At 67.1% G+C, this 15,483-nt stretch carries 14 protein-coding genes; 9 read left to right on the top strand and 5 right to left on the bottom strand.

The window, feature by feature from the left end:
* Nucleotides 1–64: 64 nt before the first annotated feature.
* Nucleotides 65–466, top strand: a complete 402-nt coding sequence (locus J8I82_RS05765) for a hypothetical protein (protein WP_209755237.1) — start codon at nucleotides 65–67, stop codon at nucleotides 464–466.
* Nucleotides 467–487: 21 nt separating this feature from the next.
* Here J8I82_RS05765 and ppk2 read toward each other — a convergent pair whose 3' ends face one another.
* Nucleotides 488–1,255, bottom strand: coding sequence for a polyphosphate kinase 2 (gene ppk2 / locus J8I82_RS05760; RefSeq protein ID WP_431831531.1), 768 nt, complete (start codon nucleotides 1,253–1,255; stop codon nucleotides 488–490).
* Between the two features lie 489 nt (nucleotides 1,256–1,744).
* On the opposite strand from ppk2, the gene J8I82_RS05755 reads away from it, so the two are divergent.
* From J8I82_RS05755 to J8I82_RS05745, 3 genes are read left to right on the top strand one after another with little or no spacing between them, the layout of a single operon-like run.
* Entirely contained in the window at nucleotides 1,745–3,166 is a 1,422-nt protein-coding gene (locus J8I82_RS05755; RefSeq protein WP_245179466.1) for a DUF3300 domain-containing protein, read from the top strand.
* A gap of 15 nt (nucleotides 3,167–3,181) precedes the next feature.
* The gene (locus J8I82_RS05750; protein WP_209755230.1) at nucleotides 3,182–4,093 is read left to right on the top strand and encodes a DUF2950 domain-containing protein; all 912 of its coding nucleotides are present in this window, start codon (nucleotides 3,182–3,184) and stop codon (nucleotides 4,091–4,093) included.
* Between the two features lie 54 nt (nucleotides 4,094–4,147).
* Nucleotides 4,148–4,402: an RNA-binding protein gene (locus tag J8I82_RS05745; RefSeq protein WP_209755228.1), complete on the top strand. Its 255-nt coding sequence runs from the start codon at nucleotides 4,148–4,150 to the stop codon at nucleotides 4,400–4,402.
* A gap of 63 nt (nucleotides 4,403–4,465) precedes the next feature.
* Here the strand turns inward: J8I82_RS05745 and J8I82_RS05740 are convergent, their stop codons facing one another.
* Genes J8I82_RS05740 through ligD form a run of 3 tightly spaced genes read right to left on the bottom strand, consistent with a single transcriptional unit; the run spans nucleotide 4,466 to nucleotide 8,748 of the window.
* Nucleotides 4,466–5,284, bottom strand: a complete 819-nt coding sequence (locus tag J8I82_RS05740; RefSeq protein WP_209755226.1) for a tetratricopeptide repeat protein — start codon at nucleotides 5,282–5,284, stop codon at nucleotides 4,466–4,468.
* Complete coding sequence (gene ku / locus J8I82_RS05735; protein WP_209755224.1) at nucleotides 5,281–6,177, bottom strand: non-homologous end joining protein Ku; 897 nt, start codon at nucleotides 6,175–6,177, stop codon at nucleotides 5,281–5,283. Before ku ends, J8I82_RS05740 begins: the two co-directional genes overlap by 4 nt.
* A 30-nt stretch (nucleotides 6,178–6,207) precedes the next feature.
* On the bottom strand, nucleotides 6,208–8,748 hold the full coding sequence (gene ligD / locus J8I82_RS05730; RefSeq protein WP_209755222.1) for a DNA ligase D: 2,541 nt from the start codon (nucleotides 8,746–8,748) through the stop codon (nucleotides 6,208–6,210).
* Between the two features lie 298 nt (nucleotides 8,749–9,046).
* Here ligD and ilvD point away from each other — a divergent pair, with 298 nt between their 5' ends.
* From ilvD to J8I82_RS05715, 3 genes are all read left to right on the top strand, one after another.
* Complete coding sequence (gene ilvD / locus J8I82_RS05725) at nucleotides 9,047–10,906, top strand: dihydroxy-acid dehydratase (RefSeq protein WP_209755221.1); 1,860 nt, start codon at nucleotides 9,047–9,049, stop codon at nucleotides 10,904–10,906.
* A gap of 192 nt (nucleotides 10,907–11,098) precedes the next feature.
* Nucleotides 11,099–12,151, top strand: a complete 1,053-nt coding sequence (locus tag J8I82_RS05720) for an alpha/beta fold hydrolase (RefSeq protein ID WP_209755219.1) — start codon at nucleotides 11,099–11,101, stop codon at nucleotides 12,149–12,151.
* An 82-nt stretch (nucleotides 12,152–12,233) separates the two neighbouring features.
* Nucleotides 12,234–12,683 carry a DUF3574 domain-containing protein gene (locus J8I82_RS05715; protein WP_209755217.1) on the top strand — a complete coding sequence of 150 codons (450 nt, stop codon included), beginning with the start codon at nucleotides 12,234–12,236 and terminating at the stop codon, nucleotides 12,681–12,683.
* Here J8I82_RS05715 and J8I82_RS05710 read toward each other — a convergent pair.
* Nucleotides 12,680–13,102, bottom strand: coding sequence for an NUDIX hydrolase (locus tag J8I82_RS05710; RefSeq protein ID WP_209755215.1), 423 nt, complete (start codon nucleotides 13,100–13,102; stop codon nucleotides 12,680–12,682). The two genes, J8I82_RS05715 and J8I82_RS05710, sit on opposite strands and share 4 nt — an antisense overlap.
* A gap of 568 nt (nucleotides 13,103–13,670) precedes the next feature.
* Here J8I82_RS05710 and J8I82_RS05705 point away from each other — a divergent pair.
* Entirely contained in the window at nucleotides 13,671–14,243 is a 573-nt protein-coding gene (locus J8I82_RS05705; RefSeq protein ID WP_245179464.1) for an AraC family transcriptional regulator, read from the top strand.
* 320 nt (nucleotides 14,244–14,563) lie between these two features.
* Nucleotides 14,564–15,466 (top strand): LysR family transcriptional regulator, encoded by a 903-nt coding sequence (locus tag J8I82_RS05700; protein ID WP_209755211.1) that lies wholly within the window; start codon nucleotides 14,564–14,566, stop codon nucleotides 15,464–15,466.
* Nucleotides 15,467–15,483 lie beyond the last annotated feature (17 nt).

Raw genomic sequence — 15,483 nt, 5'->3', positions numbered from 1 at the left:
GCCGGCGCCAGCGCTTGCGGGTCGCACGCCACGTTCGCCACGGCACCACGTCGAAGGAGCCGACATGAAGCGCCGATTCCGGGTCTTGCACGCGCTGGCATGCGCCGGCGCATGCCTTGCCGGGCTTGCGCCGGCAGGGACGGCCATTGCCTACTTTGATCACTACCTAGCCGGCACCGTTGTCGGCACGCTGACGCAGAAGCAGTTCGACGTGCTGAACGACGTCTTCCGCCGGACGCTGGAGCAGGGCGCCGACGGCGCGCGCGTTGCGTTCACGCTGCCGCCTGACGCGCGCGAGCGCAAGGTCGAAGGTGCGTTCACGCCGCTGCGTTCCCGGCAGGACCATGGCGACCGGTGCCGGCAGCTTTACAGCGAGTTTCGCCGTGCCGGCGTGTCCGAGAGCTGGACCGGCTGGTACTGCAAGGAAAAGAGCGGCGACTGGAAGTCGCGCAGGCTGCGGGACTAGGCCAGCGCTGGCTACCCTGGCCTAGTAGCGCGATTCCACATACCGGTAGGGGTAGTCGGGCTCCTGGTATCCGTGCGCCTTTTGCCGGGCGGGCAGCTTGACCGGCTTGCGCTCGACCTGCTGGTACGGGATCTGGTCCAGCATGTGCCGGATGATATTCAGCCGCGCCCGCCGCTTGTCGTTGGAATCGGCCACAAACCACGGCGCGAAGTCGCTGTCGGACGCAGCGAACATGGCGTCGCGCGCGCGGGAATAGTCGTACCAGCGGCTGTACGAGCGCAGATCCATGTCGGTGAGCTTCCAGGTCTTGCGGTCGTCGTGGATGCGTCCCTTCAGGCGGCGGGTCTGCTCTTCCGGGCTGACCTCCAGCCAGTACTTGATCAGGATGATGCCGGAATGGACGATGGCCCGCTCCACCAGCGGGACGGCCCGCAGGAACTCTTCGGCCTGGGTCTCGCTGCAGAACCCCATCACGCGCTCGACGCCGGCACGGTTGTACCAGCTGCGGTCGAAGATGACGATCTCGCCAGCCGCTGGCAGGTGCGGCAGATATCGCTGCACGTACATCTGGCTCTTTTCGCGCTCGGTCGGGGCCGGGAGCGCGACCACGCGGAACACGCGCGGGCTCACGCGTTCAGTGATGGCCTTGATGGCGCCACCCTTGCCGGCGCCGTCGCGGCCTTCAAACACCACGCAGACCTTGGTGCCGCTGGCCTGCACCCATTGCTGCAGCTTGACCAGCTCGCCATGCAGGGGCCGAAGCTCCTTCTGGTAGGCCTTCTCGGACATGCGTTCGCGCGGCGCCTCGCGCGCTTCGTCCTGCCGGTCCTCGGCGTCATCGCGCGGGCGGGGCGGCTCGGTATCCGCCTCGGACTGCTCCCTGCCCTTGTCGTGGCGCTTGTCTTTATGCTTGGCCATGGTTCTCCTCCATTGGGTTCGAGCATCGGGAGAGGCGGCAAGGCGTACGGCGGCCCGGCCTGTGTCATGCGGCACCTGGTGCTGGCGTACGCGCCAACAATCCTCACAATAGCAATAACCACGCGTATTGGACCCGTTCTCCAGGCCGCGGGCGACAAAAGTTTTTCCTATTTCACTTTCCCAAATTTTTCAACTCTGGAGGCGACACCGGCACCTATAGTTTGACAGGGCAATACGTCGTGATCGCTGATTACCTTTTTCTGGCCTGGCGCGGACAGCGCGCGGACGGCAGGCCAGAATGTTGAGCCCCGCACGGCGCCCGGCGACGGGGCAAGGGAGACGGCCATGGAGGGGCGGGGAATGCGTCTTTGGCGCCGTGTCGGCGCCTGCCTGTGCGCCGGCCTGGCATGGCTGGCACTGAATGCCCATGCGCAGAATGCGCCAGCCCAGCCGGCACCGTTCAAGCCGGAAGAACTGGAGGCGCTGGTCGCCCCCATCGCGCTCTATCCCGATTCAGTGCTGTCGCAGGTGCTGATGGCCTCCACCTATCCGCTCGAGATCGTGCAGGCGGCCCGCTGGGTCAAGGCCAATCCCAAGGTGAAGGGCGATGCAGCGCTGAAGGCGGTCGAGAGCCAGTCCTGGGATGTCAGCGTCAAGTCGCTGGTGGCTTTCCCGCAGGTGCTGGAGCCGATGAGCGACAAGCTCGACTGGACGCAGAAGCTGGGCGACGCGTTCATTGGCCAGGAGAAGGAAGTGCTCGACGCCGTGCAGCGGTTGCGGGCGCGCGCGCAGCAATCGGGCAATCTCAAGTCGAACGAGCAGCAGAAGGTCATTGTCGAACCTGCGCCAGCGCCGCCGCCGTCGCAGTCAGCGCAGGCGGCACCGCCGGCGCAAACCATCGTGAGGATCGAGCCGGCGAACCCGGAAGTCATCTACGTACCGGCCTACAACCCGACGGTGGTGTACGGTGCCTGGAGCTATCCGGCCTACCCGCCGTATTACTGGCCGCCTTACCCCGCATACTATCCTGGTGCCGCGCTGATGACCGGCTTTGCCTGGGGCGTCGGCCTGGCCGCTGCGGGCGCCATTTTCGGCAACTGCAACTGGGGCGGAGGCGACGTCAACATCAACGTCAACAAGGCCGCGAATATCGACCGCAATTTCGACCGCACCAAGGTGCAGGGCGGAGGGAAATGGCAGCACGACGCCTCGCACCGCAAAGGGGTGGCGTACCGGGATAACGCGACGAGCGAGAGGTTTGGCGGGCGCGATGCGGCTGCCGCCAACCGCCGCAACGAATTCCGCGGCCGTGAAGGCGCGGGCGGCGTGTCGGACCGCATGGCCGGCGGGGATCGCGGCGGGCGCGGTGACCTCGGCGGCGATCGCGGTGACCGTGGCGGCGTTGGCGACCGTGGTGGCGTTGGGGATCGCGGCGGTGTTGGCGATCGCGGCGGCGCGGACAGGGCTGGCAATCGTGGGGGAGCGGGCGATCGCGCCGGCGTGTCCGATCGCGCCGGGGCGTCTGACCGGGCTCGCGCTTCGGACCGGGCCGCTGGCGGTGGTCGCGACAACGCGTTCCAGGGCGTAGGCGGCGGAGGTGCGACCGCGCAGCGTGACTTGGATCGGGGCCGCGCCAGCACGCAGCAGGCCTCGTTCCGCGACGGTGGCGGGCAGCGCGGCGGCGGTGGCGGCGGCTTCAGTGGTGGCGGTGGCCGCGGTGGCGGTGGCTTCGGCGGCGGCGGTGGCCGCGGTGGCGGTGGCGGCCGTGGCGGACGGCGTTGAGCGGGGGATAGCGACATGCAGCGCACGCAACGATCGGGCCTGGCCTGGCCCTGCCGCAGGGCGTTGTCCCTCGGGGGGCTGCTGCTTGCCCTGGCAACGACGCCGGCCCAGGCACAAAAGAGTTTCGCTACGCCCGAGGCGGCAATGAACGCATTCGGCGAAGCGGTTGCCACCAGCGACGACGCGGCGATGAAGTCGCTGCTCGGCGCCCGCTATACCGACCTGATCCCGCCGGTCGGCGCCGAGATCCGCTACAAGTTCCTGGAAGCCTGGCACCAGTCGCACGCGATTCGCCCCGACGGGCCCGACCGCGCCCGCATTGCCGCGGGCAATGACGGCTGGACCATGCCGGTTCCGCTGGTGAAGACTGCAAAGGGCTGGCATTTCGACACGCGCGCCGGTGTCGAGGAGATGCGCCTGCGCCGCATCGGCCGCAACGAACTGGCGGTGATGCAGACCTTGCTCGCCGTGCGCGACGCGCAGGCCGAATATGCGCAGCTGATGCGCCAGGACCGCGGCGTGACGGTGTACGCATCGAAGCTGGTCAGCTCGCCCGGCAAGCACGATGGCCTGTACTGGCCAACGCGACCCGGCGAACCGGAAAGCCCGCTTGGCCCCGCCTTCCTCAGCGCCGAGCATCGCAGCGCGCCGGGCGGGGGCTACCATGGCTATCACTACCGGCTGCTGACGTCGCAGGGTTCGCACGCGCCGGGCGGGAAGTATGACTATGTCGTCGATGGCAAGCTCTTTGGCGGGTTTGCCGTGATCGCGTGGCCGCTCCGGTATGGAGATACCGGCATCAAGAGCTTCATCGTGAGCCATGACGGCCGCGTCTACGAGCGCGACCTCGGTCCGGACAGTGCGGCAAGGGCCCGGGCGATCCGCTCGTTCGATCCCGGCCCGGGGTGGACCGAGGTCAAGCCATGACGCCCCCGGGCGAGGGAATGTCCGTCGCCCTTGTACTGACTGCGGAGGTGATCCATGTCCGTTCTCATGCTTAGCAACCTCGATGCCGCCGTCACCGACGAAGAGATCGGCGCCTTTCTGGTGAAATACGGCTTCCCGGAATACAACACCATCGAGCACATGGATGGCGACGGCAGCCGGCCTGCGGTCAGGCTGACCTTCGACACGCTTGACGACGAGACCCTGGACAAGCTCAAGGGCCGCATCCACCAGATGTTCTGGCATGGTCACAAGGTCAGCGCGCTGGTGATGCGCGAGCGCTTCAGCTGAAGCGGCCGCTGCTTCGCGGAGGCTAATAGGCCTCGTTCGTCCCGGGGCCGTGCGCCCGTCCTGCTAGTCCGCCCGGTTGAGCTTGCGATACTGGTTGAAGTGCCGCACCGCCTTCTGGAAGTGTCCCAGCTCATGATGCAGCCGCGCGGCGTTGTAATGCGCATCCGCATCGCCGGGCGCAAGCTCGATGCAACGATCGTACGCCGCCAGCGCCGACTGGGGCGCACCGATATCTTCCAGCGCGACGCCCAGGTTGAAATGCAGCTGCGGTGCCTCCGGCAGCCAGCCCAGCGCGCCTTCATAGAGCGCGATCGCGTCGTCGAAGCGCTGCTGGTCGGACAGCAGGCAGCCCAGGTTCAGGTAGGCGTCCAGCATGCCGGGCGACAGCGACAGCGCGCGCCGGTAGCCGGCTTCCGCGGCCACGGCATCGACGGGCTCGATCGCCTGTGCGCGCGCAAAGGCGTCGTCGGCCGCTGTTTCGCTGGCGGCGGCACGCGCCAGTTCCACCACGCGCATTTCATCCGGCGCCGGCTCGAATTCCATCAGCCGCTGCCCGCTCTCCACCAGCCACGCGCCGTGCCGGTCGCGCACCGAGACCTTGCCGCTGCTGGCGGACATGCGCACGCCCGACAGGTGCCGGTCCGGCGCGAGCCGTTCCAGCCGCTGCAGCGCCCGCAGGATCTGCGCCGGCGCGACGCGTGCCTGGTGTAGCGAGGCAGCCGTGCGGATCAGCACCACGTCCTGGAACGAGAACACATGCTCGCCGCGCGGGCCGCGCGCGGGCGTGACCAGCCCGGCGCTGACCAGGCTGCCGATCAGCCGGCGCGACACGCCCAGGCGCGCCTCCAGCGCCCGCGTGGTCAGGCCTTCGCCGCGGTTCACGCCGATTTCTTCGCGGTGCGCCGGATCGGCGTGGGCGCTGCCGGGGTTGCGGCGCGCTTGCCGGGACGGCGGGCGGACGCAGTGTCGGCGGCGGCCTTGCCTTTGGCCGCCGGCGCTGCCTTCTTCGACAGGCTGGCGCGCAGCGCATCCATCAGGTCGATGACCTCGCCGCCGGCGGCAACCTCGGCCGGCTCCGGCGACACGATCTGCTTGCCGGCGATCTTGGCATCGATGGCGGCGAGAACCCTCGCCTTTTCTTCGTCCTGGTACTGCGTCGGGTCGTATTGCTCTTCCGATGCCTGCTCGATCAGCTGGACCGCGAGTTTCAGTTCGGCATCCGAGACCGCTACCTCCTCGATATGCAATTCCGCGATATTGCGCACTTCGTCGGCGAACAGCAACTGCTGGAACACCAGTCCGCCTTCGACCGGCCGGATCTGCACGATATGCGATTTGCCTTTGGCGGCCCACTTGGCAATCGCGCAGCGTCCCGTCCTGGCCATGGCTTCGCGCAGCAGGCTGTAAGGCTTGCCGCCGCGCTTGTCCGGCGCGATGAAATAGGCCTTGTCGTAGTACAGCGGATCGACGCTCTGCTCGGGAATGAACGCGACGATATCGACCATGTGGCTGGCGCTTTCTTCCAGCGCCTTGAGTTCGTCGGGCGAGAAGGTCACGAAGCGGCCCTTTTCGAATTCATAGCCCTTCACCATCTCGGCCCGCTCGACAACCTGTTGCGTCTGCTCGGAGATGTACTGCTGCTTCAGGCGCGAGCCTTCCTTGCTCAGCAGGTTGAAGCGCACCGCCGAGCTGGTTTCGGTGGCCGTGTAGAGCTTGACGGGGATCGATACCAGGCCGAAGGAGAGGGACAGCGAGGCGAGGGAACGGGCAGGCATGGAAGTCTCCGCAATGCAGTACGGCTGGAATCAGCTTAAGCGCTCGATGGCGGCGGTCAAAGTCTGGCGCGTGTCCCAATAGGACTGCCACGGGTCCGCGACCTGGAAGCTGAGGTACTCGCGCGCATCGCGGATGGTCCACTGTGCGCCACTTTTCAGCTTGCCAAGTTGCTCCCACGACACCGGCATCGAGACCCCGAGCCCCGGCCTGGCCCGCGCCGAGAAGGCGGCCGCCGTGGTCTGGGAAAAGCCGTTACGCAGGTAGTCGACAAAAATCCGCCCCTTGCGGTTGGCCGCGCCCGGGCGGGCGGTGAAGCGCCGGGGCAGGGTGGCGGCCAGGTGCTGCACGGCCGCCCGGGAGAACGCCTTGACTTCATCGTACGAGCGGCGCGGCGCCAGCGGCACCACCACGTGCAGGCCCTTGCCGCCGCTGGTCTTCAGCCAGGACTGCAGGCCAAGTTCATCGAGCAGCGTATGCACAAGCATGGCCGCTTCGAGCATCGATTCCCACGGCACGCCTTCGCCGGGATCGAGATCGAAGATGACCCGGTCGGGGCGGTCGATCTGGCGTGCGGTGGAGTTCCAGGTATGGAACTCGACCACATTCATCTGGGCCGCCGCGACGATGGCTTCGGCCGAGTCGGCCGTCAGCAGCGCGCCGTGGCCGGGCCAGAGCGAGGCCGGGCGCTCGGTCAGCCCGGGCATTGCCGTTTCCGCGTGCTTCTGGAAAAACGTTGGCGCGTCGATGCCTTCCGGCGCGCGTACCAGCGACAGCGGGCGGTCGGCGAGGTGCGGCAGCATCATGCTGGCGACGCTCTCGTAGTAGCGCACCAGTTCGACCTTGGTGATGCCCCTGGAGCTGTCGATGACGCGTTCGGGGTTGGTGACCTTGATGGCGGCCATGCCATGCGGCGTCACGGCGGTCTGGACCGCTTCGCGCCGGATCGACCTGGCGGGCCGGTCGGTGCGCAAGCCCTTGAAGGAGGCATGGCGGACCTGGCCGTCCGGCGTCCAGTCGGAGAACTCGACCTCCGCCACCAGCGTTGGCTTGACCCATCGCGGCACGGCGGGGCGGCGACCGCCCCAGCGCCGGCTGCCACGCGCCTCGTTGGAGAAAGGGCTGTCGTCGACCTGCAATGCCGCCAGCCGCTTGTGCAGCTTCGCGGCCATCTCGCTGTCCCAGCCGGTGCCGACGCCGCCGACGTAAAGCAGGTCGCCCTTGTCGCCCTCAGCCTTGTCGCCCTCGCCATATACGCCCAGGTGCAGCCTGCCGATTTCAGTCTTCGACCCTTCGCGGTCCGAGAACCCGCCGATGACGAATTCCTGGCGCAGCTTGCACTTGATCTTCAGCCAGCTCTGCGTGCGCGCGGAAACGTAGGCGGCGTCCGCCCGCTTGAACATCAGGCCTTCCAGCCCGAGCTGGCACGCCGCCTGGAACATCTGCGCGGCAGGTGCTTCGAAGGCCTCGCTGAAGCGGACCCGGTCACTGCCCGTGCCGACCAGCGTGGCCAGCTTTTCCCGGCGCTGCGTCAGCGGCAAGTCGCGCAGGTCGCGGCCTTCCCAGTAAGGCAGGTCGAAGGCAAAGAAGACAATGGCGTCATGGCGTTGCCCGTCGATGGCATTCTGCAGAGCATTGAAGTCCGGCATGCCGTCGCGCAGCACGACGATCTCGCCATCGAGCCAGCCTTGCGAGATATCGAGCGTCTCGATCTCTGCGGCCAGCGAGCCAAGCTTGCGGGTCCAGTCATGTCCGTTGCGGGTGAACAGCGTCACCCGCGCATCGTCGATCCTCGCCAGGATGCGGTAGCCGTCGAACTTGGTTTCGATGATCCAGCCGGCGCCGTCCGGCAGCGTGGGCGAAGGCGTTGCAAGCTGCGGGGCCAGCCTGGCCGGGAGCGGCGCGCGCGGGGCGTGCCGGATGGCCTCGGCCGCATCTGCAACCGGGCCTTGCCCGGATTGGTTCAGGGCGCCCAGTGGCCTGGCGATGACGCTGTCCGGCAGCGCGGCCAGCACGTCGAACTCCGACAACGGCCGCGCCCACGCGTCGCGCTTCTTGAAGAGGATCCACTGTTCCGACTGGTCGCCCGGCCTGGCGATGCGGACCAGCTCCCAGCGGCCGGCCAGCTTCTCGCCGAACAGGTCGAACACCAGCTTGCCGGCTGCCATGCCGTCACGCGCGTCGCCGACCGGCGCCCACGTGCCGCGGTCCCAGACAATGACGGAGCCGGCGCCGTACTGTTTCGGCGGAATCTCGCCTTCGAAATCCGCATAGTCGAGCGGATGGTCTTCGACATGGATGGCAATGCGCTTTTCGGCAGGATCGTAGCTGGGCCCCTTGGGCACCGCCCAGCTCAGCAGCACGCCGTCCAGTTCGAGCCGGAAATCGTAGTGCAGCCGCCGCGCCCAGTGCTTCTGCACCACGAAACGCAACGGCTGCGCCTTCCCCCTGCGCCGTATGCCGGCGGGCTCGGGGGTGATGTGGAAATTCCGCTTGTGCTGGTAATCCTGAAGGCTGTCCGGCCGCTCCGCAGCGCGGCGCCTGGCCGTTGTCGCCCTTGGGTTCGTTGCCATAAGACTTGCGCGCCTCAGCCGCGCCACGAGGGCGCCCGCGATTCAAGTCTAGGGGCGCGCCCCGGGTGCGGTGTATCGGGCGGTGTCTTACGCAGGATCACGCAGGATGGAAGTGCATTTTTCGGCATCTTTGTGATCCTTCCCATCGGCCGCCCGCGCCGGAACCTGAGACACGAACTGTTATGGGATAATCCCCGGTTTGCCCAGGGCGCAGCTCAAGAGGTTGTCCGCACGGGCGCGCGCAAGGCCGTTCATCCCGTGGCCCGCAACCTTTCTGGCGACATTCCTTAGCAAAACAATGCCCACATACCGTTCCAAAACCTCCACCGCCGGCCGCAACATGGCGGGGGCCCGCTCGCTGTGGCGTGCCACCGGCATGAAAGACGAAGATTTCAACAAGCCCATCATCGCGGTGGTCAATTCGTTCACCCAGTTCGTGCCCGGGCACGTGCACCTGAAAGACCTGGGCCAGCTGGTCGCGCGCGAGATCGAGGCTGCCGGCGGCGTGGCCAAGGAATTCAACACCATCGCGGTCGATGACGGCATCGCCATGGGCCACGACGGCATGCTGTACTCGCTGCCCAGCCGCGACATCATTGCCGACTCGGTCGAGTACATGGTCAACGCGCACTGCGCCGATGCCATGGTGTGCATCTCCAACTGCGACAAGATCACCCCGGGCATGCTGATGGCCGCGATGCGCCTCAACATCCCGGTGATCTTCGTCTCCGGCGGCCCGATGGAAGCCGGCAAGACGCGCCTGGCAAACCCCGTCACCAAGGCCGTCGAGTTCAAGAAGCTCGACCTGGTCGACGCCATGGTGATCGCCGCCGACAGCGCCTACTCTGACGCCGACGTGGCCGAGGTGGAGCGCTCCGCATGCCCCACCTGCGGTTCGTGCTCGGGCATGTTCACGGCCAACTCCATGAACTGCCTGACCGAGGCGCTGGGCCTGTCGCTGCCGGGCAACGGCACGGTGGTGGCGACCCACGCCGACCGCGAGCAACTTTTCAAGCGCGCCGGCAGCCGCATCGTGGAACTGGCACGCCAGTACTACGAGCAGGAAGACGCGCGCGTGCTGCCGCGCTCGGTGGGCTTCAAGGCGTTCGAGAATGCCATGACGCTGGATATCGCCATGGGCGGCTCGACCAACACCATCCTGCACCTGCTGGCGATCGCGCAGGAAGCGGGCATCGACTTCACCATGGACGACATCGACCGCCTCTCGCGGGTCGTGCCGCAGCTGTGCAAGGTCGCGCCCAATACCAACAAGTACCACATCGAAGACGTGCACCGCGCCGGCGGCATCATGGCGATCCTGGGCGAGCTGGAGCGCGCCGGCAAGCTGCATACCGACGTGCCGACGGTCCACGCCCCGTCGCTCAAGGATGCGCTGGAGCAGTGGGATATCGGCCGCACGCAGGACGAAGCGGTCCGCCATTTCTACATGGCCGGCCCCGCCGGCATCCCGACGCAGGTGGCGTTCAGCCAGAATACCCGCTGGCCGAGCCTGGACCTGGACCGTGCGGAGGGCTGCATCCGTTCCTATGAGCATGCTTTCTCGAAGGAAGGCGGCCTGGCCGTGCTGCGCGGCAACATTGCGCGCGACGGCTGCGTGGTGAAGACCGCCGGCGTGGACGAGAGCATCCTGGTGTTCGAGGGCACGGCGCATGTCACCGAGTCGCAGGATGAGGCGGTCGAGAACATCCTGAACGACAAGGTCAAGGCCGGCGACGTGGTGATCGTTCGCTACGAAGGCCCCAAGGGCGGCCCCGGCATGCAGGAAATGCTGTATCCGACCAGCTACATCAAGTCCAAGGGCCTGGGCAAGGCGTGCGCGCTGCTGACCGACGGCCGCTTCTCGGGCGGCACCTCGGGCCTGTCGATCGGCCACTGCTCGCCCGAGGCGGCAGCCGGCGGCGCGATCGGCCTGGTGCGCGATGGCGACAGGATCCGCATCGACATTCCCAACCGCTCCATTGACGTGCTGGTGTCCGACGAGGAACTGGCGCGCCGCCGCGAGGAGCAGGACGCCCGGGGCTGGAAGCCGGTCAAGGCGCGTCCGCGCAAGGTGTCGGCCGCGCTGAAAGCCTATGCCAAGCTGGTCATGTCGGCCGACAAGGGCGCCGTGCGCGACCTGTCGCTGCTGGACGACTGACGCCGCGGATTTGGCGCCGGCGGGAAGGGCCGCTCTCCGGAGCGGCCTTTTTTCGCCCTGTTTTTTGTATCGGCGTATCTGGCATCCGCACCCGGATACACAGCGATACAAGACGGCGGGGTGCCCGACACATTGCGCTTGCGAGCGCCTCCTAGACTGGTGGCTGGTTCGATCACCCGATAGGAGAGAAGGATGTCAAACACCATCGACCTGCCGCGCCGCGGCTTCCTCGGTGCTGCCGCGCTGACGCTCGCCGCCGCGCACGCCGGCCTGGCACAAGCCGCCCGTCCCGAGGCCGGCCTAGCCAAGACCGCGCCGTTGCCGTCGACCACGCCAGGCACCCATACGAAGTTCGCGGCGCTCCGCCAGGTCAATGCCGGCGTGCTGAACGTCGGCTATGCCGAAGCCGGGCCGGCCGACGGGCCCGTCGCGCTGCTGCTGCACGGCTGGCCGTATGACATCCACAGCTTCGTCGACGTGGCGCCGTTGCTGGCGGCACGCGGCTATCGCGTGATCATTCCCTATCTGCGCGGCTTCGGTTCGACTACCTTCCTGTCGTCCGCCACGATGCGCAACGGACAGCCATCGGCGATCGCAGCCGACATGATCGCGCTGATGGATGCGCTGCGCATCCAGACCGCCGTGGTCGCCGGCTTCGACTGGGGCGCGCGCACCGCCGACATCATGGCCGTGCTGTGGCCGGACCGTTGCCGGGCACTGGTCTCGGTCAGCGGCTACCTGATCGGCAGCCAGGCCGCCGGCAAGAAGCCGCTGCCGCCCGAGGCAGAACTGCAATGGTGGTACCAGTTCTACTTCGCCACCGACCGTGGCCAGGCCGGCTACCAGCAATACACGCACCAGTTCGCCAAACTGATCTGGAAACTGGCGTCGCCGAAGTGGGAGTTCGACGATGCCACCTTCAATCGTAGCGCCGTCGCGTTCGACAACCCCGACCACGTGGCGATCACCATCCACAACTACCGCTGGCGGCAGAGCCTTGCCGCCGGCGAGCCGCGCTTCGACGAGTTCGAGAAACGCCTTGCCACCGCGCCGACGATCAGCGTGCCCACCATCACCATTGAAGCCGACGCAAACGGCGCGCCGCACCCGGCGCCCAGTTCGTATGCGAGCAAGTTCACCGGGCGCTACGAGCACCGCCAGCTGAGCGGCAAGATCGGCCACAACCCGCCGCAAGAGGCGCCGGTGGCGTTTGCGCAGGCGGTATTGGACGTCGACAGCCGCTGATGCCACAGGAGCTGCCGGAAAGCTGGCGCATCCGGCATCCCTTGCCATTTACGCGGGCCGGGCGCTGCACTACTCTGCACGGATGCGGATTCGCTGCTCGTCTTTATCTCGTCCCGGGAATGCCATCGCCATCGCCATCTCCATCGCGCTGGCGCTGGCGTTCGCGCTTTCCGGTTGCGCGGCCTTGCCGGCTCCCGCATGCGCGGCCGGAGAACAAGCCGCAATCGCCGAACTGATCTACTTCGGCATGGAAAAGCCCGGCGGAACGGTGTCCGAGGCGGAATGGGACGCCTTTGTGCAAGGCTCCGTGGCACCGCGCTTCCCGGACGGCTTCACGGTCTGGCCGGCGTCCGGCCAATGGCGCGGCGCGGACGGCAAGGCCGTCAGGGAAGCCACGCGCGTGCTCAGTCTGGTGCATGCCCCCGACCAACGCAGCGAGGCGGCGGCACGCGCCATCGCCAGCGAGTACAAGGTCCGCTTCCGGCAGGAAGCGGTGCTCAGGGTGCGCGGCCACGCCTGTATGTCGTTCTAGGACTTTCCTGTCCGTGCCAGCCGCATTTCGATGGTGGACAGCGCGTCCTTGTACAAGGAATGCCACTGATCGGAGAGGGCCTCTCGCAAGGGGTGCCAGAAAAACCTGAACACGTGGCCGTCATCATCGGCCGTGCGATGCTCCCAGGTGTCCGGCAGCGGCTGCGATGGCTCGCAGAGATGCAGCGACCATACCTGTTGTTCGTAACCGGATTCCCACAACCCCAGGTCGGCAGTCACCAAGCCAGAAATGCCGGACTCCTCGCGCAGCTCGCGCACGGCGGCATCTGCCGGAGGTTCACCCGGCTCGATCGTGCCTTTGACGATCTGGAATCCGGAGAGGGGGTGCTCGAACGCCAGGATCTCGAGACCGTTCTGCGTGCGTCTCAGGACAATCGGACAGGCTTTGGTCGGCTTCATCTGGAAGTCCTGATAGAGAATTCGCGTGAACTGCAGCAACCCTCGCGGTTGCGCTGTTCCGGTTGGACCGCGGGAACATGGGAAGAATCCGGGCCTTCAGTGGCCTCGCAGGCACCGCGCCTGCCGGGTCACGCAGCGCCGTTCGATGGCCACTGTTCGATCGGTCGATACAGCGCCGGCTGGTCAGGACACCGGCATTGTTGTTCATGCAACTGTAACAAGCCACCGGTAACGCAGCGTCCGTCCATCACCGGATACCAAAGGGCGCTTCGCCCGGCCAGCGCCACCACACCGGGCGCTGACGGCGCGTACGCCTGCCACTGGCGTGCTGGCACTTCGCGCCCGCCGCGTTCCGCCTGCTGGCGGATGACGGCAGCGCGTGGTCGACCTGTGGGCCTATCGCGACTGACCGCCGCGGAGCGCGCCAGCATCCGCGATGCGGGCCTGTGTGGTGGCGGCGAATGCGGCGTTCGGAAATTGCAGAGGCAGGAATTCTCGCGGGCGGCGATGATAGCCATCGTCACAGACCGATTTCCGAGCCATCATGCGCGTCCATCTGCAGTCCCCCATGCATATCAGCCTGCAGCGGCTGCTGCTGGCATTTCCGCTGTCGGTCGCTGCCACGCACGGGCGGGTGGTGGTCAGGCGGCGCGGCTACGAGCGCGTGCTGCTGCCGGGCCAGGAGATCGCCGTGGCGGCCTTCGAAGCCACCGAACTGCACCTCGACGGCAGCGGCGCGCAACCCGCTGCTTGCTGTCTCGAACTGCACGGCGTGATGCCCGCGGCGGCACAGGCAGCGCTGCATCTCCGCATCTGCAAGCGGGTATTCCTGCAGCCGCAATATGCCTGGAGCGCAGCATTCATCGCCGAACGGCTCGGCATGTCCACGGCGCAGGTGCGCCGCACGCTGTTCGCGCAAGGCACCGCGCTGACCGACCTGTGCCGGACGCAGCGGCTGATGCGCGTGCTGTTCGAAACCATGTCGGGGCACGTGGCGACGGCCGACCTGGCGCGCTTTGCCGGCTGGCCCGCCAATAGCGACCTCCACTGTGCTTTCTATGACCGCTTTGGCCTGTCCATGGATGCGGCGCGCCGTCTCGCGCTGCACCGCGGTCCGGAAAGGCAGCGTTCGGTAGCGTGAGCCGCGTCGCGCGTTTTCCGCACCGCATTTCCCGCCGACGCGGGCCGGCATTTTCGAAGCACGGAACACCGCGGGGGCCTGCGTTGACTGGCAGGCGCGCGGCGGCCACGATCGCTTCCAGCATGGGATGTCCAAGGTGCTTGAAGGAATCCGCGTCCTCGATTCCGCGCCCTCCCGGGATTTCCAGCCAGACTTGCCGGCCCGCGGACAGGCCGCCGACGCCGGGCGATATTCGCCCCGGCGGTGCGGCATTCGCACCGGCATCGTGTACGGGCGCCGCCATTGCGCGATAATCCCGTAACACGCTAGGGAACGATGTAATGCGCTTTGATCTGGTCGATCTGAAACTGTTTACGCATATTGCCGAGGCCCAGAGCCTGACCGGCGGCGCGCAGCGTTCCCACCTGTCGCTGGCCGCGGCCAGTACCCGCATCAAGAACCTGGAGGAGTATGTCGGCGTCAAGCTGCTGAGCCGCAGCAGCCAGGGCGTGAAAATCACGGGTGCCGGCGAGACCTTGCTGGCCCACGCGCGCCGCGTGATCCGGCAGCTGGAGCAGCTCAGCGGCGATCTGCAGGAATACGTGGCCGGCGTAAAGGGGCATGTGCGCGTCTTTGCCAACACCACGGCGATGAGCGAGTTCCTGCCCGCGGTGCTGCGCACCTACCTCGTCAACAATCCCGACGTGACCATCGACATGCAGGAGCGGCTCAGCCCGGACATCGTGCGTGCGGTGCAGGAGGGGATGGTCGATATCGGCATCATCGCCGGCAATGTGCGCACCGAAGGGTTGGAGGTCATGCCCTACCGGCGTGACCGGCTGGTGCTTGCGACCGCACTGAGCCATCCGCTGGCCGAGCGCGACACCGTCGACTTCATCGATACGCTCGACTACGACTTCATCGGCCTGCCGGAAGCCAGTGCCATTCATAACTTCCTCAAGCGCGCCGCCGCCGACCTGCAGCGAGAGCTGCGCTGGCGCGTCCAGGTCAGCAATTTCGAGACCGCCTGCCGCATGATCGAAGCCAATGTCGGCGTCGGCGTGCTGCCCGAGAGCACGGCCGCGCGGCACGCCGGCACGATGGCGCTGCGCATCGTCCAGCTCAACGACGAATGGGCCGAGCGCAAGCTGCAGGTGTGCGTGGCGGATGTCGGCGCGTTGCCGCTGTTTGCGCGCAAGCTGGTCGACCTGCTGGTCGAGGACGGGCTCGGGCGGCAGGACTGATCGACCCCGCCGCGGTT

This window comes from Cupriavidus consociatus (assembly GCF_017814975.1).
GTDB classification, from domain to species: Bacteria; Pseudomonadota; Gammaproteobacteria; order Burkholderiales; family Burkholderiaceae; genus Cupriavidus; species Cupriavidus consociatus.
Note: the sequence above shows the minus strand (reverse complement) of the source record. Positions and strands in the feature narration are given on the sequence as shown.

What these genes read in the sequence shown, in the direction of transcription:
- J8I82_RS05765 (WP_209755237.1), top strand. Translation starts at nt 65, where the DNA reads ATGAAGCGCCGATTCCGGGTCTTGCACGCGCTGGCATGCGCCGGCGCA.
- ppk2 (WP_431831531.1), bottom strand. Translation starts at nt 1,255, where the DNA reads ATGTCCGAGAAGGCCTACCAGAAGGAGCTTCGGCCCCTGCATGGCGAG.
- J8I82_RS05755 (WP_245179466.1), top strand. Translation starts at nt 1,745, where the DNA reads ATGCGTCTTTGGCGCCGTGTCGGCGCCTGCCTGTGCGCCGGCCTGGCA.
- J8I82_RS05750 (WP_209755230.1), top strand. Translation starts at nt 3,182, where the DNA reads ATGCAGCGCACGCAACGATCGGGCCTGGCCTGGCCCTGCCGCAGGGCG.
- J8I82_RS05745 (WP_209755228.1), top strand. Translation starts at nt 4,148, where the DNA reads ATGTCCGTTCTCATGCTTAGCAACCTCGATGCCGCCGTCACCGACGAA.
- ku (WP_209755224.1), bottom strand. Translation starts at nt 6,177, where the DNA reads ATGCCTGCCCGTTCCCTCGCCTCGCTGTCCCTCTCCTTCGGCCTGGTA.
- ligD (WP_209755222.1), bottom strand. Translation starts at nt 8,748, where the DNA reads ATGGCAACGAACCCAAGGGCGACAACGGCCAGGCGCCGCGCTGCGGAG.
- ilvD (WP_209755221.1), top strand. Translation starts at nt 9,047, where the DNA reads ATGCCCACATACCGTTCCAAAACCTCCACCGCCGGCCGCAACATGGCG.
- J8I82_RS05720 (WP_209755219.1), top strand. Translation starts at nt 11,099, where the DNA reads ATGTCAAACACCATCGACCTGCCGCGCCGCGGCTTCCTCGGTGCTGCC.
- J8I82_RS05715 (WP_209755217.1), top strand. Translation starts at nt 12,234, where the DNA reads ATGCGGATTCGCTGCTCGTCTTTATCTCGTCCCGGGAATGCCATCGCC.
- J8I82_RS05710 (WP_209755215.1), bottom strand. Translation starts at nt 13,102, where the DNA reads ATGAAGCCGACCAAAGCCTGTCCGATTGTCCTGAGACGCACGCAGAAC.
- J8I82_RS05705 (WP_245179464.1), top strand. Translation starts at nt 13,671, where the DNA reads ATGCATATCAGCCTGCAGCGGCTGCTGCTGGCATTTCCGCTGTCGGTC.
- J8I82_RS05700 (WP_209755211.1), top strand. Translation starts at nt 14,564, where the DNA reads ATGCGCTTTGATCTGGTCGATCTGAAACTGTTTACGCATATTGCCGAG.